We start from the raw sequence: 26505 nt of genomic DNA, 5'->3' as shown, positions 1-26505 counted from the left end.
AGTTCATGATCTTATGGATTCATTACTGTTCTTCGGAGGGGATTTTTTATGGCTACATAAGAACAGATGTTTACACGGTATACGAAAGACTTGATGATAGAGGCTGTTCGACTTCCGGTTAGGAGAAGGACGATCGCTTTCTAAGTTTTCCCCCTTTTCAAATAGGCTACAATGCATTATTCTAATATAGTAAAAAACCAGAACATAAATAGGAGTGTATTAAATGTCAGATGTACATGCGGCGCATTCGTTGCCCGCAAGCGGTAATTTATTCAAGAATAGGTTCTACCAAACTATACTTATCTCAAACTTATTTCTACAAATCGGAATATGGGTCAGAAACTTTGCCATTCTTATGTTTGTCACCGATCAGACGAACAACGATCCGATGGCTATTTCTCTTATCTCGGTAGTTGAATTCGCACCGATCTTTGTCTTCTCCTTTATTGGAGGTGCATTCGCTGACCGTTGGAGACCGAAACGAACAATGATTTGGTGTGACTTCCTTTCCGCTGTTTCGATACTTGCCGTTCTGTTTGCGTTACTATACGGTTCATGGGAAACCATCTATTTGGCCACCTTCGTTTCCGCCATATTATCGCAATTCTCTCAGCCCTCTGTCATGAAGCTGTTCAAACAACATGTTCATCCTGAACAGCTACAGCAAGGTATGGCATTATTCCAATCTCTTGTTGCGCTCTTTATGATCATGGGGCCTGCACTCGGCATATTCTCATATCATCAATTCGGTATTAACATCTCCATAGCCGTTATGGGCGTAGCTTTCTTATTGTCTGCTGTCGTACTCTTTCGTCTGCCACCTGATATAGTGGAAGATCCCCATAAAAAGAAGAATCTGAATTTGCGTAAAGAACTAGCTGACGGGTTCCGCTATGTCTGGAAGAGTCCCGTGTTGAAAGTACTTGCGGGTGCATTCGCTATTGCCGGATTCTCTGTTGGTATTATTCAGACTTTGGGGCTGTTCATAGTCACGGAGCGACTCGGTCAACCGAAAGAGTTCCTACAGTTTCTTATGATGGTTAACGGTGCTGCTATGCTCGTTGGTGGTGCTCTCATTATGACACTTGCCAAAAAAGTCTCACCCCAAGTTCTATTAGCATTCGGGATGAGCGTCAGCGCCCTATGTATTGCCGGTATGGGCTTATCTACAAGTATCCCTCTAACGTTAGCTTTGCAATTTATTAACGGACTGACCATGCCATGCATTCAAATCGGCATCAACACCTTAATACTACAGTGGACAGAACAATCCTATGTTGGTCGTGTGAATGGTGTACTTAGTCCTATGTTCATGGGGATGATGGTCATCATGATGTCCTTGGCAGGCGTCATCAAGAAGAACTTCCCACTCGTAGAGATTTATTGTATATCAGGTCTGATCATGCTGGTTGGTGCTATAATCCTAATTCCAATCTTCAAACATAAAGCTGCGCCTTCCATAGTCACGAGGGCAACTGAAACAACATAGAACAACAAATCAAAACAAAGGGGCGTCCCAAAAGCCATTAACAACGGCATCGGACACCCCTTTCGATTATACCAACGTTCCAAATATATAAGTTAATAACGACATTACCAATGATTCATACAGTAGAAAGTTTAATCAGGTCTGGTTAGTTCTTCCAAGCACCTGGATGATCATCTTGTACCAGATCAAGCGAAGCGGCGCGAGCGTTAGCTTCCACCTGTTCCACACTCTTACATCCTGGAATAACACAACTGACAGCAGGATGCTTCAAGCACCAAGCCAACGCCCAACTCGCCATATCGACGCCTTCAGGTACTTCTGTCTGCGCAATCTCATGAACGAGACGTAACTTCGCATCAATCTCGTCACGTTGATGCCCTTGTCTTACTCTATCATCGAACACAACACCCGGCTTATACTTCCCGCTCAGATACCCACTTGCAAGTGGTACTCTAGCAAGAACGCCTAGATCCTGTTCCAGACACGAAGTAAACACCTGTTCCTCTGGCTTCTGATCCAAGCGATTATACACGACTTGAATCGCTTTAGCGTTTATTTCGATTGCTTTTGCTGTTTGGTACAAGTTATCGTTACTTCCGATAGAAATACCTAGATTACGGATTTTACCGGCTTGTACCTGTTTATCCAACAGGGTCCACAGATCATCATTATCGAATACATCATCTGAACCGGAATGGAATTGATACAGATCCAAATAATCTGTCTGAAGCGCCTTCAGAGAATCGTCCAATTGTCGGCGAACTTCATCCACACTCCAAGCGTTCTCCCATTGATCTTCCCAGTGGTGTCCGAATTTCGATGCGATTACCCAATCCTGACGCGATTGCCGTGATAGATAATCCCCTATAAATTTCTCAGACATATGATGCGGTCCATAACATTCAGCTGTGTCAATCAAGTTAATGCCTACCTCTTTGGCATGATTAAGAATGTCATCTACCTCAGATTGAGTGAAATCTTTGCCCCAATCTCCGCCAAACTGCCATGTTCCTATTCCGACTACTGAAACTCTTAAATCAGTTTTGCCTAAACGTCTGTATTTCACACGCTCACCTCATATGTTATTGGTATATGTTCATCCTACTATTTCTTATGCTCAGGAGCAATACACACCGGAATCCCGGTTGTTCATCGATTGTCTCAGAACACCTAACTTTCGCCTACACAATACAAAGGGGTTGGCCCTAGCCATTTGAATGACCATTCGGACAACCCTATTCTCTACTACTCTTTATAAAATAACAGCATCGGCATCTTGAAAATATACTTGATGACGATAAAGATCCCAATCATCATGCCTATGAGAACTACAACGCTACCCAAGGACATACTACCTACACCACTAATGACGTTAGCGATGTTACATCCTGGAGCAATTCGAGATGCAATTCCCATTAGCAATCCGCCTATGATGGCGTTCGGCAGACGTGCGAGCTTGGGTAGACGAATCTTGAACGATCCACTCAAGAGCGCAGCAATGAACGAGCCGACAATCATGAAGATAATTAATGTCTCTTCAGGCCCAAGTCCAATCCTCGGGAATTCAGCGAACAGACCATTCAAATACGTATTGTTCAATACGATATCTTCTCCAAACATAAGCGATAGCGCTGTTGCACCGACACGTGTTTGCGGTCCGGTAATGCCGATACTCGACATTACAGCAAACTGTATTGTCGCGAGGATACCTAACAATGCAGCCACGAGGCGAATATCCCAGTGTTTTTGTTTAAATGGATTCTTCTGCCAGTCTGTTGCTGCTTCTTTGAATCCATTGAAGAAAGTCTTCACACCGAATCGATAGATTGCAATTCCAATCATTACGAGAACGATCAGTAGTGGAATCAGAAGTGGAAACAAAGTAGGCATGGAATACAATGTGTACCCTTCAGGCTTCAAAGTTAAAGGTTCTATGAAATAATCTCTTGCCCACGGATCATAGATAAATGCAAATACTAGATTTCCTATTACGGCAAACAATAATACGATCCAGAATTGCACATAACCCATGCCACAGCGATAAAGCGTCCCCGATCCACACGCTCCTGCAAGCGTCATTCCAATCCCGAACAGGATCCCACCAATCAGGTTAATTCCACCGAAAGGAACTACCCACAGTTCAGACAAATCTGCCGCTCCTACAGTCAGCATCGCTCCCCAACCTAATAGAGACACGGCCATAAGTACTAACACACCATTTAAGATCCGAGTATCTTTAACGATGAACCAGTCTCGGACGGAAGCCGTAAAACAAAAGTCAGCCTTCTGCAGTAGAAATCCGTATAAAAGACCGAAGATCGCCGCAATTATGAAAAAATCTAATGTAAACTGCATATGAATTCATCACTTTCAAAGTAAGTTTTATAAGTGCTTTATTTCGCATCAACCAGCATCTGATCTAATTTCAGCCGATATTCCTCAGCAGCTAGTTCACCACTTGCACCTAGCTTTTGTTCCACAATAACACCGTCCGCATCGACCAGAATGACGGTAGGAACGTTATATACTTTTAATGAATCGCCCGCAATACCATCTACGTCCAAGTAAACAGGCATCTGCAAATCATGTTTCTCAACAAATTCTTTGGCATCTTTGAGCGTATCTTGTGTCGTTACGTTCACGGATACGAATTCAACTTGATCTTTGTATTCTGCATATAAGTCATCCAGCACAGGCACTTCCTTATTGCAATACTGACACCATGAAGCCCAAAATGTGTAGAGAACTGGTTTAGTGATGGTGGATGTGTCTAGTTTCTCCTTATTGATGCCTACGAGTTGTAACGCTGGCGCAATCCTTTTCTCTTCAGCCGTATTCCCGCCCTTGGAACAACCTGTAAGAAGTATAACAGTACATAGTAACAAAGCTAGTAACATGCTACTATGACGTTTGATTCCATAGAATATACTCATTAGGAGCCCTCATTAGGTGTTAATTTTTTTTCAGATAAATATGGTAGTTACCCTTTTCTTCGATGATACCTAAAAACTCAGCCTGTTTGTTCATCTTCACAGCAGCTGGGATCGTCTTTGTAGCAATCGTATGATCCGTCACTTCTACGACAATTTCACCAGGTTGTGCTTTCTTTAGACCTTTCAACGCTAGATCCAATGTGTGCGGACACACCTCTCCAATGGCATCAATCACATAATCCTTCTTCAATCCTGCTAATTCTTCTGCTGAATAGCTCATTCATATCTCTCCCTTGTTAATTTATCCATAGAAAATGTCTCAATAATATGTTCAGGACCTACCTCAACTTCACGATCCCATGCGAGCATACCACCATAGTAGTTATGAACCTTTTCAATACCTTCTTGTTGAAAAAATTTAGATACCTCAAGGCTCCGGCGTCCACTACGACAGACGATGACATACTCCGCTGATTTATCAAAACTCTCGATCAAATCAGGTATATCGCCCATCGGAATGAGTGGAACTCCTGGGATATGTACCTCATTGTATTCCTCAGGTTCCCGAACATCAATCACATATACTTGTTGCGGCGTATGCTCTATTATCTTGTAAAGCTCAGAGGTATCCACATGGGATACCCCTTCAATGATTGTAGACATCATCATTCCTCGCTTCCTCTTAAATCTCTATAGGTGTCCCTTCTGTGTTACCCCACTCTGACCATGAACCTTCATATGGGCGAATGTCAGTGTAACCTAGCAATCTCAGTGTGAAGTACGTGTGTGCTCCACGTACATTCGTTTGGCAATATGGAATGACTGTCTTATCTTCAACGACACCAATTTGTTCGAATTTAGCAAGCAATGTATCATAACTAGAGAATACGTCCAGTCCGTTCTCATCTTTTTCTAATACACTAGTCCATTCTTGATTAACCGCTCCTGGAATATGTCCACCGTTTGCGTTCTTACGAAGATCTGCACCTGTATATTCTCCCTCCGAGCGGGCATCCAAGATAACAACCTCTTCTGAATCCAAGCTTCCAAGCACATCATCTTTGGTAGATACAAGTTTGTCATTGGCTTTCGCTACAAAGTTCCCTGCAGTAACTGTCGTTGGATCAACAGATATATCATATCCCTCTGTCAACCAAGCTGGATAACCACCGTTAAGTACTTTTACTTGATCTTGCAAACCATAAAACTCTAATGCGTAGAAAATACGTGTTGCGCTCAAAGCATTACCATCATCGTAGACCAGAATTTCCGAGTCCTGATTCACTCCTAGACCACTAAGCAATGCAGTGAAGTCTTCTTCTCCAAGTAGGAATCCGTCAATTTCATTCTCTGCATCATTGATTTGCCCCGCGCCCAGACTGACAGCACCTTGAATATGTCCCTCATTGTAACCTTCAGATCGTGCATCAATGATGACCAAATTTTCTTTATCTAAATTGTCATTCACCCATTTCGAGTCAGCCAACAACTGTTCATTTGGGTAATTTCCTTCTTTTGCAGTTTTATTGTCTCCGCATGCAGAGAGTAACAACACCATGGTCATAGCCAGCAATATAAAGTTCCTTTTTTTCTGTAATTTCATTTCTCTTTCTCCCCTTACTAAAAGTGTTTAATATATTGAATTAATTTGCTATGAATAGTACAATAACATTATTCCGATGTCTTTACAATGCTTTAGTCAAAAAAATATATTTTATACTTGGGGAGAATTGCAGAATGAATTTCTTTAAGAAACAAAGCACAACATTTGTATTCCTGTTCGTCGTTCTTATTATGTTGAGTGGCTGTGCATTAGAAACCAAAGAGGAAGCTAACAAACGTTTGGGAGTAGGAGATTCAAATGGAGGTGCTGGGAAGTTAACGAGTGTACAATTCTATGTACCTGTTGAAGATGAGAATAAAGTACAGATTATCGACATTGTTAGTGGCGAAGTCACCGGTGAAGTCGCAGTCGGTGAAGGGCCGACGAACACTGTCTTCTCCAGCACAATGCGTCAAGCTTATGTCGCAAATCAACTAAGCAGTACGATCTCCGTTATAGATACGATGAAACTGGAAGAAGTACAACAAATTGAAGTGGGTCCCATGCCACATGGACTGTTCTTAACTCCTGATAATAAGACATTGTACGTCTCTACCGTAGCCGATCAATATATTGATGTCATAGATACCCAATCTGGTGAGGTGACAGGTAGAATCGATATGGGTGAAGGGGCTAAAACCAACTACTTAGCTGTAAAGAATAACATCCTTTATGTAAGTGATCACGAGAACAACTGTGTATATATCGTTAATGCTTCCTCCAATACTGTGACGGATGTGATTCAGACAGGTCTAACGCCTCGGGCACTTCGATTATCTGATGATGGCGAGAAATTATATGTCCCAACCGCAGGAGATGGCAAGCTAACGATTTACAACACAACTAGCTTCGAGAAAATTGTAGAACTCGATACCGTCGAGGGAGCAACAGATATTGTGATCTCTAAGGATGGTTCCACAGCGGTCATCACCGGTACTGAAGGCAATGCTGCCGCTATTATCGACTTGAACAACAATACGATTATTACAACAATCGCTGATTTACCAGGAGCGAAGCATCTATCCTTCAATCGTCAGGAAAACCGGGTCTACATTACATTAAGTGGATCTGATGAAGTGGCTGTCTTCAATATGGAGACACTTGAACTAGAGAATAGCATCAAAGTAGGCGTTAAACCACATGGCATTCAGATCAAAGCCCTACCTGGTATCGGGGGAAGCTGCTAAATTCAGCCAAAAATCTAACTATCGCAACAGTTATGAAAACGACAAAGGGGAATACATCTCATGTGAGATGTATTCCCCTTTATTCATATTTGATCTCAATCCCTCGAAGGAGAAAAGCCTTCTTCCCACAAGTATTCCTTTGCCTCTTGTAGCGTTCCAAACACCATTTCAATGCTAGGACCTGTGTAGATATACCAAAGATCTTCATCACGCGTAAGAGTGAGCGATTCTTCTTCTCCGTTAATCCACACTTCAGCATCATAGAAATGATTTTCCTCACGAACACCTTCACTTTCGGATTCACCCTCTTCTCCATCATTAGAGAGAGAACGAATTGAAGCCTCTACAAGTGTCTTTATTTGTTCCGCGGTAAACTCACGGACATTTACATACCCTTTCTCATCAAGATCATATCCCTGTAAAAGTCCGGCATAAATATAGCCGTTGCCATTCGGATGAATGTGAAGGGCAATCGTTTTTTTATCACTCTGACTCTCCTCGTAGTGAAAATTCACTCGTCCAAGTGAGACATTCTTTCGTTGTAATGTAGGAAAAGATTCTAGAATCTCAAGTTTCTGTTCAAAGTTTAACATGTGACCTCCGGTGTGTAGCTTTATAGTATATGTGATTATATCATAACCATTGATTCCAAACTATTATAACCTGTTTTAGGTTAAACATCTGTTCCATATCCTTCTCAAGCCCAGTCGTCGGAAGAGGATCATCATGAACAAGGATCTCCACTATACCCACCTGTCTTGCTTCCTGGAGCATTTTAGAAATGAAGGGGCATGATACATTAAATTTCTTTGCAATTTCCTCATGTGTCCGAGATTCATAATAGTAGAGTTTGCACATTTAACACTCCCTTAATTCTAGAAAAACAAACCCCCTTTACAATTGTGTTGTACCGGAACAAATGTAAACAAATTTAGTGACGTGCGTTTGAGGTGATACCATGGATGTCAAAATTTCAGGTTACTGGGGAGGTTATCCTTCAGCAGACGGAGCAACCGCGGGATATTTAGTTGATACTGGAGAAGGACAGATTCTCCTTGATTGTGGTAGTGGTGTGATGAGTAAGCTAGTCAAACAAACCGATGTAGAAAAGCTTGAAGGCGTCATTCTTTCCCATCTGCATCATGATCATATTGCAGATATGGGCATTCTCCAATATGCCGGTGCCCGAATTGAGTTTGTCCCTGTATTACACACCATTCCATGTTATGCGATGAGAATTACGTAAAACGGCAAGGTACTCGTCTATTCAGGAGACACTTCCTATTGTGAATCGCTAGTAAAGCTAATGTAAAAAGGCTGGTGCTAGTCCATCTACCGGGAGATGGCGATTTCGAATTAATGCAAAAATCAGCAAGTGATGTCTTTGGAGGCACTGTTGATCTTCCTGACACGTCCCAGATGTATACTTTGTAAATCCAAATTAATGATTAGAGGAGCAATCAAATATGTTAAAGAAAAGTTCGTTTTTTGCCATAATGGCATCCATGTTGATATTTACGGGATGTAGCTCAGAGACACAAGCATCTACGAACACGGGATTAGCACAAGGTTCTACTAATACTTCATCTACTTCAATCTCTGGTAAGCTCTCCTTCTATACTTCTCAACCGGAAGAAGATGCTACTCAATTAGTCCAAGCCTTCAATGTTAAATATCCAGATGTCCAAGTTGAAACTTTCCGCTCTGGTACTGAAGAAGTAGCAGCAAAGATTCAAGCAGAAAAGCAAGCGGGACAAGTTCAAGCAGATGTTCTTCTCCTCGCCGATTCAGTTACTTTTGAAAGTCTGAAAAGCCAAGACCTACTAATGTCCTATAAATCAGCTGAGAGAGATCAAATTGCGGATGAATTAATGGACGCTGACGGAATGTATACAGGAACAAAGGTCATTGCTACTATTCTCGCTGTGAATACAGATAAAGTATCCACCCTACCAACTTCTTGGCAAGTTCTGACCTCTGATGAGGCTAAAGATGATGCAATTATGCCCAGTCCGTTATATTCTGGCGCAGCGGCATATAACATTGGTATATTCTCACGTACCGATAGCTTCGGTTGGGAGTTCTTAGGGAAATTAAAAGCAAATAATATGTCAGTCATCAAAGGAAACGGGGCAGTCCTCAAAGCCGTAGCCAGTGGCGAGAAGAGTTATGGCATCGTCGTTGACTATATGGTAGCACGTGAGAAAGCTAAAGGATCAGCTATCGAGCTAATCTATCCAGCAGAAGGAGTTCCCATCATTACGGAGCCAATCGGCATTGTCAACAATACAGATAGTATCGAAGCAGCTAAAGTATTTGTCGATTTCGTCTTATCCAAGGATGGACAGGAACTTGCCGCTGAAATAGGATACACTCCGATTCGTAACGGTATTACACCACCCGAAGGATTGAAGGGTATATCCGATCTCACCCTATTGTCTGGAGATATCGCCATTCTGACAAGTGAACGTGAAGCGGACAAGAAACAGTTTACGGAGTTATTCGGAAACTAACGAGCGGAGCGATTACTTATGGATGACTTAACTACCGATGATATCCAACAACCACTGAACAAGGAGAGGCTGAAACCCAGCCTCCTCCCTTTTTCCTTGTTAATCAAAAAGTCAGTAATACTTCTAGGTATCCTAGCCACACTATTCTTCTTCGTACTCCCAATCGCCAAGCTTCTCCATTTAAGCATTGGGGCGGAAACAGGATTTAGTCTCGATCACTACACTGAATTATTGAAACAAAATCGCTTTTGGAATACATTGCAGAATACATTTATAATGGTGATTGCATCTACACTATTATCTTTAGTACTTGGTATTGTGGCTGCTTGGATCATGGCTTACACCAATATAAAATATAAAAAAGTACTACATCTACTCATCCTACTATCTTTTGTTCTTCCATCGTATGTACTTACATTATCCTGGTCCTCTTTTATGGGCTCTCAGGGATTAATGGCTTCATTTCTACACCTATTCCATTCAGGAGCTCAGCCATGGAGTATGTATAGCATGGGTGGAATCATCTTCGTCATGGGTATTCACCACTTCCCATTGGTCTATTTATTTACCGTAAATGTATTAAAAAGAATTCCACGTGATCTAGAATGGGCAGCCAAGGCTAGTGGTGCTGGTCGGATCAAAAATTTTATAAAGATCACATTTCCACTTGCTTTACCTGGACTGACAGCAGGCGGACTGCTCGTATTTCTTGCTTCACTTGATAACTTTGGTATTCCCTCCTTTTTGGGGACACCTGTAAACATCAGTGTACTTAGTACATTGATTTATGAAGAAATTATTAGCTTCGGTCCCTCTGCCTTTGCACGCGGGGCATCTTTATCTGTCATATTAAGTATTATCGCTATCTTTGGAACATTGCTTCAATGGCTCTCTGTCCGCAAGAGTAAATCTGATGATACTGCTCGATTGGATAATCAGCCTCGTTATAATTTAGGTAAACATCGATTATGGTTAAGTCTACTTATTTGGATCAGCCTTATCTTCATTACTATCGTACCGTTATTCTCAATGATTTCACTCTCGTTAAAGAGGGCCTATGGCCGTCCATTGAACATGACAAATCTGACATTTGAGAACTACAAATATATACTTTTCAACAATCCAAAAATCTGGCAATCGATTCAAAATAGCCTACTACTTGCACTAGGCACACTCATCGTCTGTTTAGTTATCGGTTCATTGTTCGCTTATGTCCGTGTACGCAAACCATCAAAGCTAATAAAAGCCACTGAGCTGGCCATTTCAATTCCTTATACGCTTCCCGGAATCGTATTTGCATTATCTATGATTCTTGTCTGGATGGAGCCTATTCCTGGATGGAACCCTGGGATCTATGGAACGACTACGATTCTCTTCATTGCTTACGTCTGCCGTTTCCTTATCTTACAGATTAGAGCAGGTGTCACAGCATTTATGCAAGTTGACGCTTCTATGGAAGAAGCAGCTAGGATATCAGGAGCTAGTCCCTGGCGGAAATGGGTATTCATCCTGCTACCTCTACTGCTCCCAGGACTCCTTAGCGGAGCTATTCTAGTCTTCCTAACAGCATTAACTGAGCTGACGGTATCGGCACTTTTATACTCTTCACGGTCGCAGACGATTGGTGTTGCTATTTTCAGCTTTGAACAGGCTGGGGATACACTCCATTCGACGGCATTATCCAGTTTAATCGTCTTTCTAATTTTCATCGGAGCAAGCCTATTACATCTTGTACAAAAAATATTTTCCCATAAAGGAGTACACGAATGAGTATTGAACTAAAAGAAGTTAGTAAGACGTTCGGTAATTATAATGCGCTGAAATCAATCAACTTAAATATCGCGGATGGAGAATTCGTAGCTATCTTAGGTCCCTCTGGCTGTGGAAAGACCACTTTACTTCGAATGCTAGCAGGATTTGAGCAACCCTCTGCAGGTGAAATTGTTATGAATGGCTCGGTTGTAGCTACGTCCCGATCAAGTATCCCTCCTGAGAAAAGACGGATTGGGATGGTTTTTCAAAGCTTCGCACTTTGGCCCCATATGAATATTTCAGAACATGTTCGTTTTCCAATTCGTAATCATAAAGAGACACCTAAGGCTATCCGTGAGAATGAAGAGACACGTATCTCAGACGTTCTTGAATTAGTCGGCTTGTCCCATCTATCCCAACGCATGCCTCATGAACTATCAGGTGGCCAGAAACAGCGTGTTGCTATTGCTCGTGCTATTGCATCTCAGCCTTCGCTTCTACTTATGGATGAACCTCTAAGTAGTCTTGACGCTATGCTTCGTATGAACATGCGTCGTGAAATCCAATCCATACATAGGGAGACTGGTTCTGCGATCGTATATGTTACGCATGATCAAAGCGAAGCTTTAGCTATGGCAGATCGAATTGTAGTGATGAATGACGGTCAAATTGAGCAAGTGGGGACTCCGCAAGAAATTTACTTGAAGCCGGAAACTAATTTTGTCGCACAATTTGTATCGAAGGCAAACCTTATTCGGGGGCGTTGGGATCACGAACATTTCATTCCTGATGGTGCAGATTCCATTGTACAGTGGCCTGGAAATGAAGTAGCCGGTTATTTCAAAACAAATGGGCTTTATCCTGTCAGACCTGATCAATTCCAACTTGGACCTGAACAAAATGAGGGTCTATCTGGTGAAATAGTGAATGTACAGTTTCAGGGCAAAGAATTCTATTATGATATCCAATCCACTGGACAGCAGTGGGAAGTTATCTCTCCCTTACCTTTTAAATTAAATGATAAAGTGTCCATCAATATACCCATAACTGAGCATCATTATGTATAAAAATTGGAGGGGTTAATCATGACAAATACAAGGAGGATGATCTTTTTTATGCGATGGAACCCCTGCTCACTAGAACACTCTTTCGTTAAAGCATTCTTTTTCCCAAATTAATAAATTGATTAAAGATAGATTGTTTTGCTTTAACGGAGTTCTTAGATTGGCGATTTAATTTCGATATTTCCCTTTGGATAGCTAATACTTGCTGTGCTACTCTGTGCTGTTCCACCGAACTTTGTAAATCACGGAGATGCTGTTTGACGATCTCTTCATTGTTAAGATATAACAAATTTATAAATACCCCATTTCTTAAAGCGATAGCGACTCAACCTTGCTTAAATAAGCACTCGCTCCTATGTTCACCTCCCAACTATATGCTATTTTGAACCCTAAGGTTAGGTACAAAATGGCTTTAATTCTTTTTTCCGCGAACAGGATCTTCCCTAATTCATTAGCTAATACAATTTCTATAAAAAAAATACCCCCTATTGAAATCATCGGAGGTACTTCTCTTCATTCCATTATTGGTCTACAGATTGTACGAATGGTGGAACTCGTAGTTCAAGGAATAACAATCCTTACCGTAGTTCCTTCCCCTATCCTAGATTCTATCGTGATCCCATATTCCTCACCATAATAAAGCTTCAATCGCTCATCCACATTGTTGATACCGACTCCACCTAATTTAGATTGAGTTTCCGATTTATTACCTAGGATGTCCTCTTCTCGACTCGGTTCAAATCCAACTCCATCGTCCTTCACGACAAATAGAATATTGCCATCTTCTGTTCTCTTACAGGTGATTTCTAGCAGACCGGGACCGTCCTTCTCACGAACTCCGTGATAGATCGCATTCTCCACCAATGGTTGGAGGATGATCTTGGGAATAACCTTGTCAGACAAATCAGGATCGAATTGGATATCATAGTGAAGTCTTTCACCATAACGTTCCTTTTGGATAAATAGATATTGGGAGACATGGTTCATTTCATTCTGAATGGACGTGAACTCGCTGCCACCGCTCAGAGATAATTGAAAAAATTTCGCAAGTGCCTTTGTGGTCGAAATCACGCGTTCACTATCATTGAATTCAGCCATCCATACAATAGTATCGAGCGTATTGTACAAGAAATGAGGATTGATCTGACTATGCAACACGCTTAACTCGTATGAGCGAAGGTTCTTCTCCTTCTTCTCAATATCTTGCATTAAACGCTGCATCTCCATAACCATGGTGTTGAAATGCTGGGCAAGTCCTTGAACCTCAGTGACTCCAGTCTCTGATACGCTTACTTCCAGTCGGCCTTTCTTTACCTTTTGCATGGCTTGTTCCAATCGGTGAATCGGTCTTGTGATGCTCTTTGCAAGCAGAGGAGATACAATAACAATCAACGCTAACAATCCCAATGCTACGATGGCGAAAGACCTTAATAACTGATTACGAATTTGTGCTAAACCATCTAAGGAACTAACCCCAACTAATGTCCAATCTGAATTCCGTAACTTCGTATGGTATACAAGGAGGTTCTGCTTCTTATCATAACCTTCCTCCTCTTGGCTCACTTGTCGTAATTCGTCCTTCTTAGCAGCATTCATGAAATAGGATGGGTCTTTGTGGTACACAATCTCATCTTGATTATTCACGATGTAGGAAAATCCTTTGCTACCCAACTCTACCTCATTCAAATAATCTTCGAGTCCTTTATATTGGATATCCAATAGGACAACACCGATATTCTGATTGTTCTCATCTTTAACTTCCTGACTCATCGATATGACCCAATTATTTTTATCCATCGAGAATCTCTGCATTCTAGTAGAGGTCAGAACTGGATTACTACTATTAATGGCCGCAACATACCAGGGCTCCTTCATCATATCCGAGGAACGCATCATATTCAGCTTTTTCTCATTCGATAACACATATCCATCTTTACCTATGACGACAACGGATTGGATATAAGAATCCGACATTAGCACCGTATTAATGAACTGAAGTACATCCTCTTCTCCTGCTTTATCCTCTGAAGCTAATGTTCGAATGGTTTGAGGATTATGAGCGAGCATTGTAGACAACACCTTTAAGCGGTCCACATACATCTCTACGTAAGTACCACTCTTCGTAATCGCCATCTTAGAAGATTGAATGGAATCATCTAGTACTACCTGAGAAATCCCAACATACAGAACACTTCCTATAATACCAATGGTCACAAAGCTAATCATCATATATATCCATGAAATCCGAAATTGAAGTGAACGAAAGAAGGCCTTCATGAATCTTTAATTCTTTCTCGGTATTGAAGCGGAGAGAGTCCAAACTTCTTTTTGAATGCAACGCTGAAATAATTAGGATTATCAAAGCCTACGGTTGATGATATTTCATACATTTTCATATCTGAAATCAACAATTGAAGCTTAGCGCTCTCCAAACGGATCGAGACCATATAATCTTGAAAAGATATATTGAACAATCGCTTAAACATCACGCTCATATATCCTGAACTAAAACCCATCTGATTGGCTAAAATCGTAAGTGAGAAGTCTGGATTCGACATGTTAGCCTCAACGATTTGTGTTATGGATGCCTTATAACCTGCATCATCGTTCACATGCTGAATTTGACCATTATTATTCATATTCGTCTTAAATTCCATCACGACATCCTGTAATTTAGATTGTTGCTCTTCACTCTTCATCTTATTCACTAATTTACTCAACACTTCGAATACATCATTCTTAGATACGGGTTTGAGCACATAATCATCGATGCCAATTTTCAAAGCGGTGACCGCATAATCATAGTAGTCATAGCCTGTAATAACTGCTATCTTGACGTTAGGTTTTAGTTCTTTAATTTTCCTAGCAAAATCTAGTCCATTCATCTTGGGCATATTAATGTCTAATAACACCACATCAGGATGATGAGATTCGAAGAGCCGAAGCCCTTCCTCTCCATTGTTTGCTTCAATGATTTCGGTAATGTTCAGCTCACTCAGAGGCACTAATCGTTTAATACCATTCCGCACCAATTCCTCATCTTCTACAAGCAATAGTGTATACATTAGCGAAGGGCTCCTTCCTTGTTATTCTACTACGATACTAACATACCCGTATCCTTCTTTTTCCATGTCTGCAAGAGGGATAAACTGAATTGAGGCACTATTGATACAATATCTTTTTCCACCCTGATCTTCTGGCCCATCATCAAAAACATGACCTAGGTGAATGTCACCCGCGCGGCTTCTTACTTCTGTACGGACCATATTGTATTGCGTATCTTCATCATACGTAACGACTTCAGGTATAATCGGCTTGGTAAAACTCGGCCATCCACAACCTGAATCATATTTATCCTTGCTTGAAAAGAGCGGTTCACCTGTCGCCACATCCACATAAATACCTGGTTCATACTGATCCCAGTATTCATTCGAGAAGGCATGCTCCGTATCTTGCAACACCGCTACCTGATATTGTTCATCGGTTAGTTTGCTTTTAAGTACTTCATCACTCGGTTTAGGATACATCGCCGGATCTATTTCGATAACCACTTTTTCTTCCATTGGAATCTCTTGATTATCTAATATGCTTAGATCGATATGGCAGTACCCATTCGGGTTCTTCACCAAATAATCCTGATGGTAATCCTCCGCTAGGTAATAATTCTCGAGTAGTAACACTTCGGTGACGATATTTTTATCGTATTTATCCTGTTCTTGCTTCACCATATCCATAATGATGGGAGCCTCTGCCTCATCCTTATAATAAATACCAGTCCGATATTGAACACCTCTATCATTCCCCTGCTTGTTCAAGCTCGTTGGATCAATCACCTTAAAGTATTTGGTTACTAGATTCGCTAGAGATACTCGCTCAGGATCATATTTCACCTCAACGGTTTCAGCAAATCCACGGTTTCCTGCAATAACATCATCATACGTTGGATTCTCACCTGTTCCGTTGGCGTAACCCGAAGTTACATCGCTGACACCATAGATGCGGGACATATATGCCTCCACTCCCCAAAAACATCCCCCTGCAAAATAAATTGTACTAAGCTCACTATTAGAATAATCTATCGTTGCATTAGGATTGTTAGATGAAGAATTGGCACTAGCACTTGCCTCACTTTTCATTCCGTTAAGGGACGAACAAGCTGTCACAAGCAACAATAGTAATAATAATGAACCTAAATAAGGTAATCGTTTCATCGTGATCCCTCCTAACTATTATATTGTCAATTAATTTCGTTAATTGTACTTACTATTTGCTCATTAGAATTGTGACCCGGGGCAGTCTTTGCTAACACCCCATCTGAACCAATGTAATAAGACGTTGGGTATCCTCGGACGCCGAATTGCTTCGCCCATTTTCCATTCTCATCTATTAATACCGTAATATCTTGATCTGATGTTTGTTTCTTGAACCACTTGGTAAAGTCTTCTGTTGATTGTTCTCCATTGAAGTCCGGACTGACGATGCTGATTACCTTGAAATCATTATCTTGAGCAGACAATGTGTTCAACTCATCAAGTCCCGCTAGGCAAATGGAGCACCAAGAAGCCCAATACTTTACATACACCTTGTCTCCTGCAAGATCTGCCAGTGCGACCTCATTCCCATTCAAATCCTTGAGATCGAACATCGGAGCAGCTTTTCCTTGATTCATCGCTGTCTGCCCTGTATTCAAAGTTTGATTGGTTACATTACCACCATTTTTTCCACAAGCCGTAATAAGTAGCAGCATAGAGAGTAAAGCGATCATCAAGGGCCACTTCATCCTTATTTTCATCATTAGAATCAACCTCCTATATACTTGTTGAATTCAAAAAACGTCGTAATCATATTCAACTTATTAGTCATCAGTAGTAACCCCATGAGGATCAGAATAACACCAGAAATCACTTTCAGTATCCCCATGTATTTATAGATTTTTTTCAATCGCTGTAGTAGTAAATCAGAGAAGAGCGACAGAACAAGGAATGGAATCGCTAATCCCAAAGTATAGATCAACATCAACCATCCACCGAACGCGGATGAGCCTTCACTTGCAGAAATACTGAGAACAGCGGCTAAGACTGGACCGATACAAGGCGTCCATCCGAAGCTGAACGTAAATCCAAGTAGAAATGCACCTGCAAAACCTTTATTCCCTTTTAGCTCTAGCTTCAACTTCTTCTCACGTTCCAGAAAGAACAGTTTGATGACCCCAGTCTGATAAATTCCAAACAGAATGACAATACCTCCACACACCACAATAAACCAAGAGCTATTAATAAGACTTCCTAATGCCCCAGCACCGAAGCCCAGCAGTACAAAGACAGTGGAAATTCCGAGAATAAAGAAGATCGTTTTCCCAATCAAAAGAGGACGTATCTTAAGCTTTCCCAACTTCTTCGTCTTAGATTGACTTCCCAGATCCGAACCTCCAAGAAATGATAAATAAACAGGTAATAAAGGCAATATACATGGAGAGAAAAAGGATAATATACCTGCAATAAATACACTCCCGACGTATACCTGTTCTGTCAACATGGTCATCACATCCTCTGTCTTTGCTTATTTCAATTTTAATATATTTAATACAGATTGAACATTCAATCTCATGATCTCTTTCTACGAAATCATCATATAACGAAAAGAAACCCAAGCTTTTAGCTTGGGCTAGTCATTCATCTAATCCTATTTAACGGAACTTTCGGAATTATTGTAAAGGCATTCGCGGGTGTCCTGTAGCAGGTGCATATGCGTTTAGCATCTTCTGTGCATCGGAATTGTCCAATTGTGCTACCTGATAGTAACCATGCTTGTTCTGATACAAGAAAACTTCATACGCCATTTCGATGTAGTTCTCGATCTGCGAAGCCAGTACCCGACGAAGAACAGGATTAGTCGCCTCTACTGCAGTCATCGTCATATGAGAAGAGAGGGTTTTAAGGTTACCTATCATGAATCCACTAATCTGAGCTTCCTTGATTTCATTTGCAGATTGAACTGGCTTCTTAGGTTGAGCTTGAGTGAGACCGTAGATGATTTGGTTCGCTGATTCTTGCATCATATACTTCGATGTATCCTGACTTGGTTTGCGGCCTGTTGTAAAGCATTCTGTTGTCAGGTTGTACTGGGAAAGAATAAAGTTGTATTGACGGTCCATCATGGACAACAGCTCTTGATCTTGAACCATCGGTTTGTACATCAACATTTGGTCTAGAGTACTGATCGTACATGATAATACTTCATGCATATCAAGAAGTTCATGACCTCCACGATTGATATTCTGATTCTGCATACCCATCGACTGATTATTCAAGTTATTTTGTTGATTCTGATTCTGCATTGTAAAACCTCCTCTATTGAATTTAGAATGCTACACGAACTACAATAGGTTGAGTGTTTTGGGACATTTTTATACATGCCAAAATTGCGAACTCCCTTAAAGATACGTTTCTCGTCATCTACAATCTATGCAACGTCTATACTCCTTGTGGAAACAGCGCATTAAATGCAGGACATGGTTCAGTGTCAAGAAACTTCTGAAGCGGCGATGGTATGGCAGAGTAAATATCTTGTAATGCATTTCCCTTATAAATATTACCTATAATGACTGGATGGCATAACTCTGAGATGAGAATATCACCGTTCCCATGAAGATGAAGTTGTGTCTTCCCTTCTATACAGTGAGGAAAGTATACTCCAGGTTGTTCCTTGAATCCCAGTGCCTCTGCAAAACGATCCATACACGTAAAATACAGCACGGTATCCTCTTTCTTACGTTCGATCAGCTCATTAACCGCATTCTTCAATGCATCACGAGCTGCAATGGCTTTCCAACCGGTATGATCCATAATAATACTATTCTGAATCTCGTGTGTTCGAACTCCTAGCTGGTATACGTGATCACTGATCTCCTTCATATGATGCTCGGTTTCACTGAACAACAATGTTTCAAGCACCGTATCAACAGAAGTTGCTGCGAACATGGATATGTTTTCTCTTATCTTTTCGTATATGCTAGGATGGATATTGTAATAACGGGAGAATTCCTCAGCTGTTGTGAAATTGAATGAAATATGAATCGTCGTCAGCCCCGCATCAACTAGTTGCTGAATCCGTTCAGCATTAAGAAGGCTCCCATTGGAATTCAACTGTGTTTGAATCCCCCTCGATGAACAATATGCAACCACCTCGACACAATCTTGAAACTTCAAGGTCACCTCTCCACCTGATAATCTTACCCTTTTCAAGGTGGGAATCCCTTCTAGAATACGAATAATTTCTTTGGCATCGATACTTTGCCCATCATTTCTATTGTATGCGCAACAGTAATCACAGCGAAAATTACAATTAGAGGTTACTCCGATCTCCAATCCTTCCAATGCATATGTAGTAGGTTTCTCTAGCTCAAGGGATTTATACCTCATCATTTCAATTACCTCCCGAAGATATTGGTCACAATAAGTGATTATATAGATTTATCCCCATGGTTTGTGTGATGTATCTTACAAACAGCAATAAGCAGGTCAGCTCTAAATAGAGTGACCTGCTTATCAAGTGAAACTTATAGTTCTTCTAAAAGGCCTCCATTATCAGCAGAACGAATCTCCGCTTCAATAATTTCCAACGTATTTACGGCACTCTCCGGAGTACAAATTGTAATCGGTTCACCGCTTACAATAGATTGAATAAAGTATTTCATTTCGCGATAATATCCTCTATCCTCCGATAAGTCGGCAATAAAGCCAGGACCATCATTTGGATTAACTTTTAACACATCATTTTCAAAAACGAGGTTTCCGCCTTCAAAATTGACTCGATAGGTCATGGCGAAGCCGAAATCCCCTTGAAGGGTCCAATCTGATTGTGCATTCAATACCTTACCATCCGGGTAGATATAGTTCGTCGAGACCATGTCATATCTAATTCCCGAATCATCTTTGCGACCGAGTGCAGAAACCTTGTCAGGTCTGCCGAACAGCCAGTGAATCATATCTGTATCATGAAGATGCATATCCATGATGTTACCACCACTTTTACTACCATCAAGATACCAATCCTCCCAACCTTGTGGGAACCCTGATCCGCGGAAGAATGATCCCGCTTTAACCTTGCCAAAGCGTCCATCCTCTACACAGCCCTTTAAATACTCATAGGCTGGCCAGAAGCGTAAGCATTGCCCGATCATCAGCGTTTTGCTGTTACGTTTCGCTACTTCAACCATCTTCCATCCATCAGTAGAATTGCCTGCAACAGGTTTCTCACAAAATACATGCAATCCTTTTTCTAACATCATACATGTGATTTCCGCATGTAAATAAGTAGGAAGACAAATGTCGACGACGTCCAACTCTTCATTAGCTAACATCGCATCGATATTATCATATAGGTTGTATGGAGATAAATCGTATTCATCTTGATCTGTTGCAATATTACCCGCTACTGCTCCTTGCTTGAGCTCCTCGATCCGCAGATCGCAAATAGCTACCAGTTGCACCTGTGCACCTTCCGATGCTAGCCGAACATAATTGTCAAAGTGCATATGACCCATAAATCCAAATCCGATTAATCCAACTTTTAACAAGAGAAAAACCTCCTTATATTATATAAATAAATAGCTTACTTACGACCCAATATTGCATCCATAGAGTTCGATGTATTGTATATGATTTGGTCTGTATGATGCGTATAAGCAGGAATCATCTCTGCTGTAACGTAATTGTCATACCCAATCGCTTTGAGTGACTCCATCACTGCTGGATAGTTCACATCTCCTGCTAGTAGATCCACAAACCCGTGCAAACCTCCCGCTTCGCGACGATAATCCTTGAAATGCACCTTCTTAATCCGATGAGCTAATATGCGAATCCACTGCTCTGGATAACCATTCTGCAAGGCATTGCCGACATCAAAGTAGGAACCCACGAAATCGGAACCTATGTCATCAATAAACGATCGCATTTCAAGCGGCGATAGCAGAAACTTATTCCAGACATTCTCGATAGCAATGGATACTCCTGCAGCTTGTGCATAAGGTACAAGCTGAGCAATCGACTCTTGCGCTCGTTCGTATGCGTATTCATAATCCGTTACCTCACTGCCAGGAATAAAGTCTACTCCTACAGCGCCCGGAATAACCAATATGGCATCCACCCCAAATGCAGCTGCTAACTCTAGTTGTTTTTTACATACGTCGATGGCTTTCGTTTGCAATTCCTTATTCCCGCTTGTCATTGGATAGTCCCAATACAAACCAGTAGCCAAACCAGCAATTTCGAGTGATGCATCCTCAAGACGAGCCTTGATCTCCCTAATTTCCTTGTCCCCGCTAGCAAGACCAAGCTCACCTGTCTCATTCAATGATAATTCAATACCATCAAATCCTGCCTTCTTAGCTAGTTTAATACAATCCGCAATAGATAAATCCCCGTTAAAAGACCAAATGTTTATTCCTTTTTTCATTATAAAAACCTCCACATTGTAAGTTTAAACAAACAGCATCGTTCCAAATTTGGATGGAATATGATAGTTAATTGCTCTTGTAGGTTGCCATGCTTGATATTCACGGATTCCATTCACACACTCGTCAATTCGATAAAAGTTAACCTTCCATTGCAATCCTGCTTCAAGTTTACTCATGAAATTGGATGATGGAATTCTGATAGAATAGATGAGTTGATCTGCTTCATCTCTGACGACTGAAGTCTGAAGTCCAATAAAATCCCAGGACCTATCGACCTCTACAATAGATTGGTGACCATCATTTCTAATGATTGCGTCGAACACGATATTTCTTGGACTAATCTCAAGCTCTAGGTATTCTTTACCTAAGCCTTCCTCATCTATGAATACTTCCACGACATCCTGCTCATACAATGGGTCATCTCTCATCTCATAATCTGCTACGACATGGGTATCCTCACAAATGAAACGCATGAACAAATCGTCCTCGTTCCAGCACGCTTGAACCTTCGTATACTCTTTAGACGGTAATCCGGTTAACGTATCGGTTAATGAGACAACATGACAATTGCTCCAGTCTATGGCACCGATAGATGGCTCATCACATAGATATTCAATATGTTTACATATATAATGATCTTCTTGCGTGATTATAGAAATGGGCTCTCTACCTCCTTATCCTATTCAGCTGTATTGTATATCAAGCAATGTCATGTAATAATACATTTATAATAACCGAATGATCACAATATTGATTTAGCTAAAAAGGGTATTATTTGGACAATTCCGTCATTCCATCTCATATATCATTTAAGGAGCATCTGTTATGGACAATTTCAGGGGAATTTATCCTCTTCAGCGGCAAGCCACTTTCCGCGAATGGTCCCCAAATATTCATTACGCACAATTCCAACGCATGCCAACAGGCATACTTCCTCAGAGGAGACTTTACAATTTCGAGCTCCTCTATGTCGTTCAAGGACAAGCAGCAACAACAATATACGGGCAACGCATCGACATAGCCGCAGGACAACTCATCTTCTTACCCTCTGGCGTGTTTCATCAGAATGAAGTCGTTTCAAAGCCAGATGCAAGTTTTATCGGCATTCATTTTGATTTCTTCGATGAGCTTAATATTGCAACTGAAGCAGATATGATTGTGAACGAAGACAATATTCACTCGAATAAATTTGCACTTGAAGCCTGTTCTGAGAGTTACACTTCCTTATCATCACAAGTGGTCTATACCATTCCGCTTGTGTGCATCCAGCTTATGGAGAAGCTTGTACACGAATTTACGATGCGCCATCTAGGCTATGAACTTGTCTGCAGATCACTCATTCTGAACATTCTAGCCCATCTATTACGTATCTCACGATCCATTTCATTAACTCACGCTTCACCACATGCATCTAAGCTTTCCAAGATTATGGAGCAGATTGAATCCTCTCCCTCTGAGAGTTGGTGTAATCATTCCATTGCTAATGAACTACAATTAAGCGTTGATTACACTGCAAAACTCTTTAAGCAAACCGCCGGCATGCCACCTAATGAGTTCGTTCAATCCATTCGACACCGCGAAGCGCGAAGACTTTTGAGTGAAACAGATATGACCATTGAACAGATTGGGGAACAGGTTGGTTATCCAGATATTCATTATTTCAGCCGCATGTTCCGCCGTCAGGAGGGGATTCCTGCAAGTGAATATCGGAAGCTCTCTCGGATTCTATAAGTTATTGATCATAATGAAATGGTAACTATCGTGGGTGGGAAGGGACTGGATATGGGCTGCATCCGCTGTTAAAGTCGTGTTCCTTGAATTGTTTTCAAATGATGGAACTCGACTTTAAAGGCGGACCGTAAACTTTTCGCTCCATATCCATTCCCTTCTCCTGTTCTATTACGAAGATTCTGCTGCTCACACAAATAACAAATAAGTAGGTCAGCTCTAGATAGAGTGACCTACTTATAATTAAATACCTGCATGATCGCAGGTATCTTCGTGATGTCATTGGATTCGAATTTCCCCTTTTAATCCTGCGATTTTAATCCCTAATAAAAGGGTTTGGAAGAAGTGCGAAGCAGCACAGGTGACGGAATTGTCCTGAAGAAGCGGTAGCGTTCGCCTTTGCCCTCTGATTTCAACCGCTATGGGTATATAATCAAGAAATCGGAGGGCAACAGCGATCGGAAGGACAATCCGTCATCGGAGCGCCATCCTACACAATGTTTGTCAAGCGCTAATTATGGTCTTAAGCCATTTATTTCATCAAGATCAGCGTGTATCATTCCAATAATTCACAGGAGTCATATCTGGTGAGATGAGCTCAAACGAATATCCTTTTTTCTTAAGGGATTCAATAATCTGTGGAAGAACCTTTAGAGTTTCCTTCTGATCATGCAGAAGAATGATCGGTGTCGTCTTCTCCTTCTCCAATCGACTAACTTGATTCATGACCGTATTGTAGATTGAAGTGCTGTCCCCTTTATACTTCCAATCCATCGAATCTACATTCCAATCCCATAAACGATAGCCATCACCCAACATCTTATCCCTGAAGGTTTTCGTGAAATAGGGCTTACTACCATATGGTGTGCGTATTAATCTTGGACTAACGCCTGTAATCTTTTTGATATATTGCTTATCTGTATCCATCTCAGCTCTCGCCGCTGCTGGCGATTTATAGAACTTATCCTTCACATGTGTAATTCCATGCAACCCTAGACCATGACCCTCAGAGGCCGTCCGCTTAACTGCACTCGGATATTTCTGTACATTATTCCCTATCATAAAAAAGGTAGCTTTGGCATGATGCTCCATCAATACATTTAGTAATTGTCCAGTGGTAGCCGTAGGCCCATCGTCGAATGTTAAATATACGACTTTCCCCTTAGATGCTACAGGTATTGTGGGTACAACAACTGTCATTGCTTTCAGCTCCGCTGAGAACTTTGTTACAAACTCAGCATCACTAAGTGTAACTTTACTATCTTTTATTCTTAATAGATTCTCTTGTGATTGATAAGAGATATTGTAGCCGAAATAGCTAGATACTTCACGTAATGGAACCATTAGTTTACCTTCATGCTTAAATGATAGCATCGAAACCTTGCTTCCATCAGACTTAATAGCAACTTGATCATCCGCATAAATCGTCATCCATCCATTGGTTCCCGTAATCGTGAGAACGGTTAAAGTGCCCGTCATCTTTACATTCATAGCTTCTGACAAATCTCTCAAGGAAACATAGAATGAATTGTTCTTCATTAACGTATCAACAGAACTGACTTTGTCATTGATACTGAGCTTTAACTTTGGCATATTAGATGCCTCTACAGTGTTAATCACACCTATGGTCATGAGTAACATTACTAATAATAAGTACGAGATTCTCTTGATTTGCACTGGCCCTAACTCCTATCTATCTATAATCTAGCATTCAATAATATTACTATATCATAGACCATTTCCTTGTTATTTGAGAGTTTGTAACCTCGGAGTGAAGGTTCTGTTACTTCTTCGTCATAACAAAAACTCCTTGAAGAAATTTCATCCTCAAGGAGTTTTTGTTATCCTGACCGTTAGTAATTCAAGAACAATCTATTCTATTTTACTTTTCAGGTTCATTGTCGATCTGTTTGCGACCATTCAATTTTGCATTTTCTGCTTCTTTAGCAGCAGCACGGATAGCACCATAATTTTTTTTAACAATTTTTGTTTTATCCGTTTTATTCCAGCGGGTCCAACCCTTACTGCCAGTCCCTCTGCCTGTTCCACCTTTAGCTTTACTCATATCATCACTCCAATGTTTCTTATATAGATTATTCAAAAAGTCGACTTTTTGAACTTGCATTCATACTCTCATGTATTATAACATTAACTGCTCAGTTATTTAATCTAACTACGATTTCATTTATATTTACCAACCATCTCACGTCTACTTCTCCAAAGTAAACATTAAGAAAGGCCCGACTTCTACACATTCGCGTAGAGCTGACGGGCCGACCTTGTTATTAAGTCACTCTTGCTTTCAACTTCTAAGGTGAATTTCTCATGTTGTCCTTTAGTGTTGCTTCGATCAGCCATACACTACTTTGAACGCTTCCTCTACTTTAGGTAGAATGTCATCCCACTGTGCATCTGGTTCCTTGCTAACCGTTACGAAATCTCTAATCCCAAATATATTATCTATACCTTCTATGCTGAGTAGGGCACTAGCTAAAGGATGATCTGTTTGTGCTCCACTTTTCAGTGATACACTCCCAGTACCTTCAAATATCGTCTCACTCGTATTAATCTTCATTGAATTCGGATTAGGTGTTTCTTGAACATTAATTTGTATTGCCATGTGATCACTCCTTCTGCAGACCATTGTAACATGTAGAACCAAATCTTACTAATACTCATCCATTCCAAAATGTACTACATGTAGATAAATCACATTTCAATATATATGCTATTCACGCAAAAAACAAGGACCTCTCCCATCTCACATAGAGATGGAAGA

At 40.9% G+C, this 26505-nt stretch carries 28 protein-coding genes; 7 read left to right on the top strand and 21 right to left on the bottom strand.

The window, feature by feature from the left end; all coding sequences use genetic code 11:
- Window positions 1-223: 223 nt before the first annotated feature.
- The gene (locus ACP8HI_RS01270; RefSeq protein WP_438349351.1) at window positions 224-1489 is read left to right on the top strand and encodes an MFS transporter; all 1266 of its coding nucleotides are present in this window, start codon (window positions 224-226) and stop codon (window positions 1487-1489) included.
- Between the two features lie 145 nt (window positions 1490-1634).
- On the opposite strand, the gene ACP8HI_RS01265 is transcribed toward ACP8HI_RS01270, so the two are convergent.
- From ACP8HI_RS01265 to ACP8HI_RS01240, 6 genes are all read right to left on the bottom strand, one after another.
- Complete coding sequence (locus ACP8HI_RS01265) at window positions 1635-2555, bottom strand: aldo/keto reductase (RefSeq protein ID WP_438349350.1); 921 nt, start codon at window positions 2553-2555, stop codon at window positions 1635-1637.
- A gap of 179 nt (window positions 2556-2734) precedes the next feature.
- Window positions 2735-3844 (bottom strand): YeeE/YedE family protein, encoded by a 1110-nt coding sequence (locus ACP8HI_RS01260; protein ID WP_438349349.1) that lies wholly within the window; start codon window positions 3842-3844, stop codon window positions 2735-2737.
- A gap of 38 nt (window positions 3845-3882) precedes the next feature.
- Window positions 3883-4422: a TlpA family protein disulfide reductase gene (locus tag ACP8HI_RS01255; RefSeq protein ID WP_438349348.1), complete on the bottom strand. Its 540-nt coding sequence runs from the start codon at window positions 4420-4422 to the stop codon at window positions 3883-3885.
- A gap of 19 nt (window positions 4423-4441) precedes the next feature.
- Complete coding sequence (locus ACP8HI_RS01250) at window positions 4442-4702, bottom strand: sulfurtransferase TusA family protein (RefSeq protein WP_438349347.1); 261 nt, start codon at window positions 4700-4702, stop codon at window positions 4442-4444.
- The gene (locus tag ACP8HI_RS01245) at window positions 4699-5091 is read right to left on the bottom strand and encodes a rhodanese-like domain-containing protein (protein WP_438349346.1); all 393 of its coding nucleotides are present in this window, start codon (window positions 5089-5091) and stop codon (window positions 4699-4701) included. The genes ACP8HI_RS01250 and ACP8HI_RS01245 overlap by 4 nt, the downstream gene beginning before the upstream one ends.
- Window positions 5092-5104: 13 nt before the next feature.
- Window positions 5105-6025, bottom strand: coding sequence for a sulfurtransferase (locus ACP8HI_RS01240; RefSeq protein ID WP_438349345.1), 921 nt, complete (start codon window positions 6023-6025; stop codon window positions 5105-5107).
- A gap of 134 nt (window positions 6026-6159) precedes the next feature.
- On the opposite strand from ACP8HI_RS01240, the gene ACP8HI_RS01235 reads away from it, so the two are divergent.
- Window positions 6160-7212 carry a beta-propeller fold lactonase family protein gene (locus ACP8HI_RS01235; RefSeq protein WP_438349344.1) on the top strand — a complete coding sequence of 351 codons (1053 nt, stop codon included), beginning with the start codon at window positions 6160-6162 and terminating at the stop codon, window positions 7210-7212.
- Window positions 7213-7307: 95 nt separating this feature from the next.
- Here ACP8HI_RS01235 and ACP8HI_RS01230 read toward each other — a convergent pair whose 3' ends face one another.
- Window positions 7308-7805 (bottom strand): hypothetical protein, encoded by a 498-nt coding sequence (locus ACP8HI_RS01230; protein ID WP_438349343.1) that lies wholly within the window; start codon window positions 7803-7805, stop codon window positions 7308-7310.
- A 365-nt stretch (window positions 7806-8170) separates the two neighbouring features.
- On the opposite strand from ACP8HI_RS01230, the gene ACP8HI_RS01225 reads away from it, so the two are divergent.
- From ACP8HI_RS01225 to ACP8HI_RS01210, 4 genes are all read left to right on the top strand, one after another.
- Window positions 8171-8458, top strand: a complete 288-nt coding sequence (locus ACP8HI_RS01225; protein ID WP_438349342.1) for an MBL fold metallo-hydrolase — start codon at window positions 8171-8173, stop codon at window positions 8456-8458.
- Window positions 8459-8678: 220 nt separating this feature from the next.
- Window positions 8679-9725, top strand: coding sequence for an ABC transporter substrate-binding protein (locus ACP8HI_RS01220; RefSeq protein ID WP_438349341.1), 1047 nt, complete (start codon window positions 8679-8681; stop codon window positions 9723-9725).
- 96 nt (window positions 9726-9821) lie between these two features.
- Window positions 9822-11495: an ABC transporter permease gene (locus ACP8HI_RS01215; protein ID WP_438349340.1), complete on the top strand. Its 1674-nt coding sequence runs from the start codon at window positions 9822-9824 to the stop codon at window positions 11493-11495.
- Complete coding sequence (locus ACP8HI_RS01210; protein WP_438349339.1) at window positions 11492-12544, top strand: ABC transporter ATP-binding protein; 1053 nt, start codon at window positions 11492-11494, stop codon at window positions 12542-12544. Before ACP8HI_RS01215 ends, ACP8HI_RS01210 begins: the two co-directional genes overlap by 4 nt.
- Before the next feature lie 85 nt (window positions 12545-12629).
- Here ACP8HI_RS01210 and ACP8HI_RS01205 read toward each other — a convergent pair whose 3' ends face one another.
- The 11 genes from ACP8HI_RS01205 to ACP8HI_RS01155 form a co-directional block, all read right to left on the bottom strand.
- Window positions 12630-12830: a hypothetical protein gene (locus tag ACP8HI_RS01205; RefSeq protein WP_438349338.1), complete on the bottom strand. Its 201-nt coding sequence runs from the start codon at window positions 12828-12830 to the stop codon at window positions 12630-12632.
- A gap of 272 nt (window positions 12831-13102) precedes the next feature.
- Window positions 13103-14818, bottom strand: coding sequence for a cache domain-containing sensor histidine kinase (locus ACP8HI_RS01200; RefSeq protein WP_438349337.1), 1716 nt, complete (start codon window positions 14816-14818; stop codon window positions 13103-13105).
- Window positions 14815-15606: a response regulator transcription factor gene (locus ACP8HI_RS01195; RefSeq protein WP_438349336.1), complete on the bottom strand. Its 792-nt coding sequence runs from the start codon at window positions 15604-15606 to the stop codon at window positions 14815-14817. The genes ACP8HI_RS01200 and ACP8HI_RS01195 overlap by 4 nt, the downstream gene beginning before the upstream one ends.
- Window positions 15607-15627: 21 nt before the next feature.
- Complete coding sequence (msrB, locus tag ACP8HI_RS01190) at window positions 15628-16752, bottom strand: peptide-methionine (R)-S-oxide reductase MsrB (RefSeq protein ID WP_438349335.1); 1125 nt, start codon at window positions 16750-16752, stop codon at window positions 15628-15630.
- A gap of 26 nt (window positions 16753-16778) precedes the next feature.
- On the bottom strand, window positions 16779-17336 hold the full coding sequence (locus tag ACP8HI_RS01185) for a redoxin family protein (RefSeq protein WP_438349334.1): 558 nt from the start codon (window positions 17334-17336) through the stop codon (window positions 16779-16781).
- Between the two features lie 5 nt (window positions 17337-17341).
- Window positions 17342-18076: a thiol-disulfide oxidoreductase-associated membrane protein CcdA2 gene (gene ccdA2, locus ACP8HI_RS01180; protein WP_438349333.1), complete on the bottom strand. Its 735-nt coding sequence runs from the start codon at window positions 18074-18076 to the stop codon at window positions 17342-17344.
- Between the two features lie 169 nt (window positions 18077-18245).
- Window positions 18246-18878, bottom strand: a complete 633-nt coding sequence (locus ACP8HI_RS01175) for a spore coat protein (RefSeq protein ID WP_438349332.1) — start codon at window positions 18876-18878, stop codon at window positions 18246-18248.
- A gap of 136 nt (window positions 18879-19014) precedes the next feature.
- On the bottom strand, window positions 19015-19962 hold the full coding sequence (locus tag ACP8HI_RS01170; protein ID WP_438351668.1) for a radical SAM protein: 948 nt from the start codon (window positions 19960-19962) through the stop codon (window positions 19015-19017).
- 137 nt (window positions 19963-20099) lie between these two features.
- On the bottom strand, window positions 20100-21119 hold the full coding sequence (locus tag ACP8HI_RS01165; RefSeq protein WP_438349331.1) for a Gfo/Idh/MocA family protein: 1020 nt from the start codon (window positions 21117-21119) through the stop codon (window positions 20100-20102).
- Window positions 21120-21154: 35 nt separating this feature from the next.
- Window positions 21155-21997 (bottom strand): sugar phosphate isomerase/epimerase family protein, encoded by an 843-nt coding sequence (locus tag ACP8HI_RS01160; protein ID WP_438349330.1) that lies wholly within the window; start codon window positions 21995-21997, stop codon window positions 21155-21157.
- 24 nt (window positions 21998-22021) lie between these two features.
- Complete coding sequence (locus tag ACP8HI_RS01155) at window positions 22022-22579, bottom strand: carbohydrate-binding family 9-like protein (RefSeq protein ID WP_438351667.1); 558 nt, start codon at window positions 22577-22579, stop codon at window positions 22022-22024.
- 244 nt (window positions 22580-22823) lie between these two features.
- On the opposite strand from ACP8HI_RS01155, the gene ACP8HI_RS01150 reads away from it, so the two are divergent.
- Complete coding sequence (locus ACP8HI_RS01150; RefSeq protein WP_438349329.1) at window positions 22824-23729, top strand: AraC family transcriptional regulator; 906 nt, start codon at window positions 22824-22826, stop codon at window positions 23727-23729.
- A gap of 543 nt (window positions 23730-24272) precedes the next feature.
- On the opposite strand, the gene ACP8HI_RS01145 is transcribed toward ACP8HI_RS01150, so the two are convergent.
- The 3 genes from ACP8HI_RS01145 to ACP8HI_RS01135 form a co-directional block, all read right to left on the bottom strand.
- Window positions 24273-25403 carry a polysaccharide deacetylase family protein gene (locus ACP8HI_RS01145; protein WP_438349328.1) on the bottom strand — a complete coding sequence of 377 codons (1131 nt, stop codon included), beginning with the start codon at window positions 25401-25403 and terminating at the stop codon, window positions 24273-24275.
- 205 nt (window positions 25404-25608) lie between these two features.
- Window positions 25609-25851 carry a DUF3934 family protein gene (locus tag ACP8HI_RS01140; protein ID WP_438349327.1) on the bottom strand — a complete coding sequence of 81 codons (243 nt, stop codon included), beginning with the start codon at window positions 25849-25851 and terminating at the stop codon, window positions 25609-25611.
- Window positions 25852-26076: 225 nt separating this feature from the next.
- On the bottom strand, window positions 26077-26346 hold the full coding sequence (locus ACP8HI_RS01135; RefSeq protein ID WP_438349326.1) for a NifU N-terminal domain-containing protein: 270 nt from the start codon (window positions 26344-26346) through the stop codon (window positions 26077-26079).
- Window positions 26347-26505 lie beyond the last annotated feature (159 nt).

It is taken from the genome of Paenibacillus sp. FA6 (genome assembly GCF_051550225.1).
In the GTDB taxonomy this organism is placed as follows: domain Bacteria; phylum Bacillota; class Bacilli; order Paenibacillales; family Paenibacillaceae; genus Paenibacillus_AQ.
This window is presented reverse-complemented; position numbering and strand designations above follow the sequence as displayed.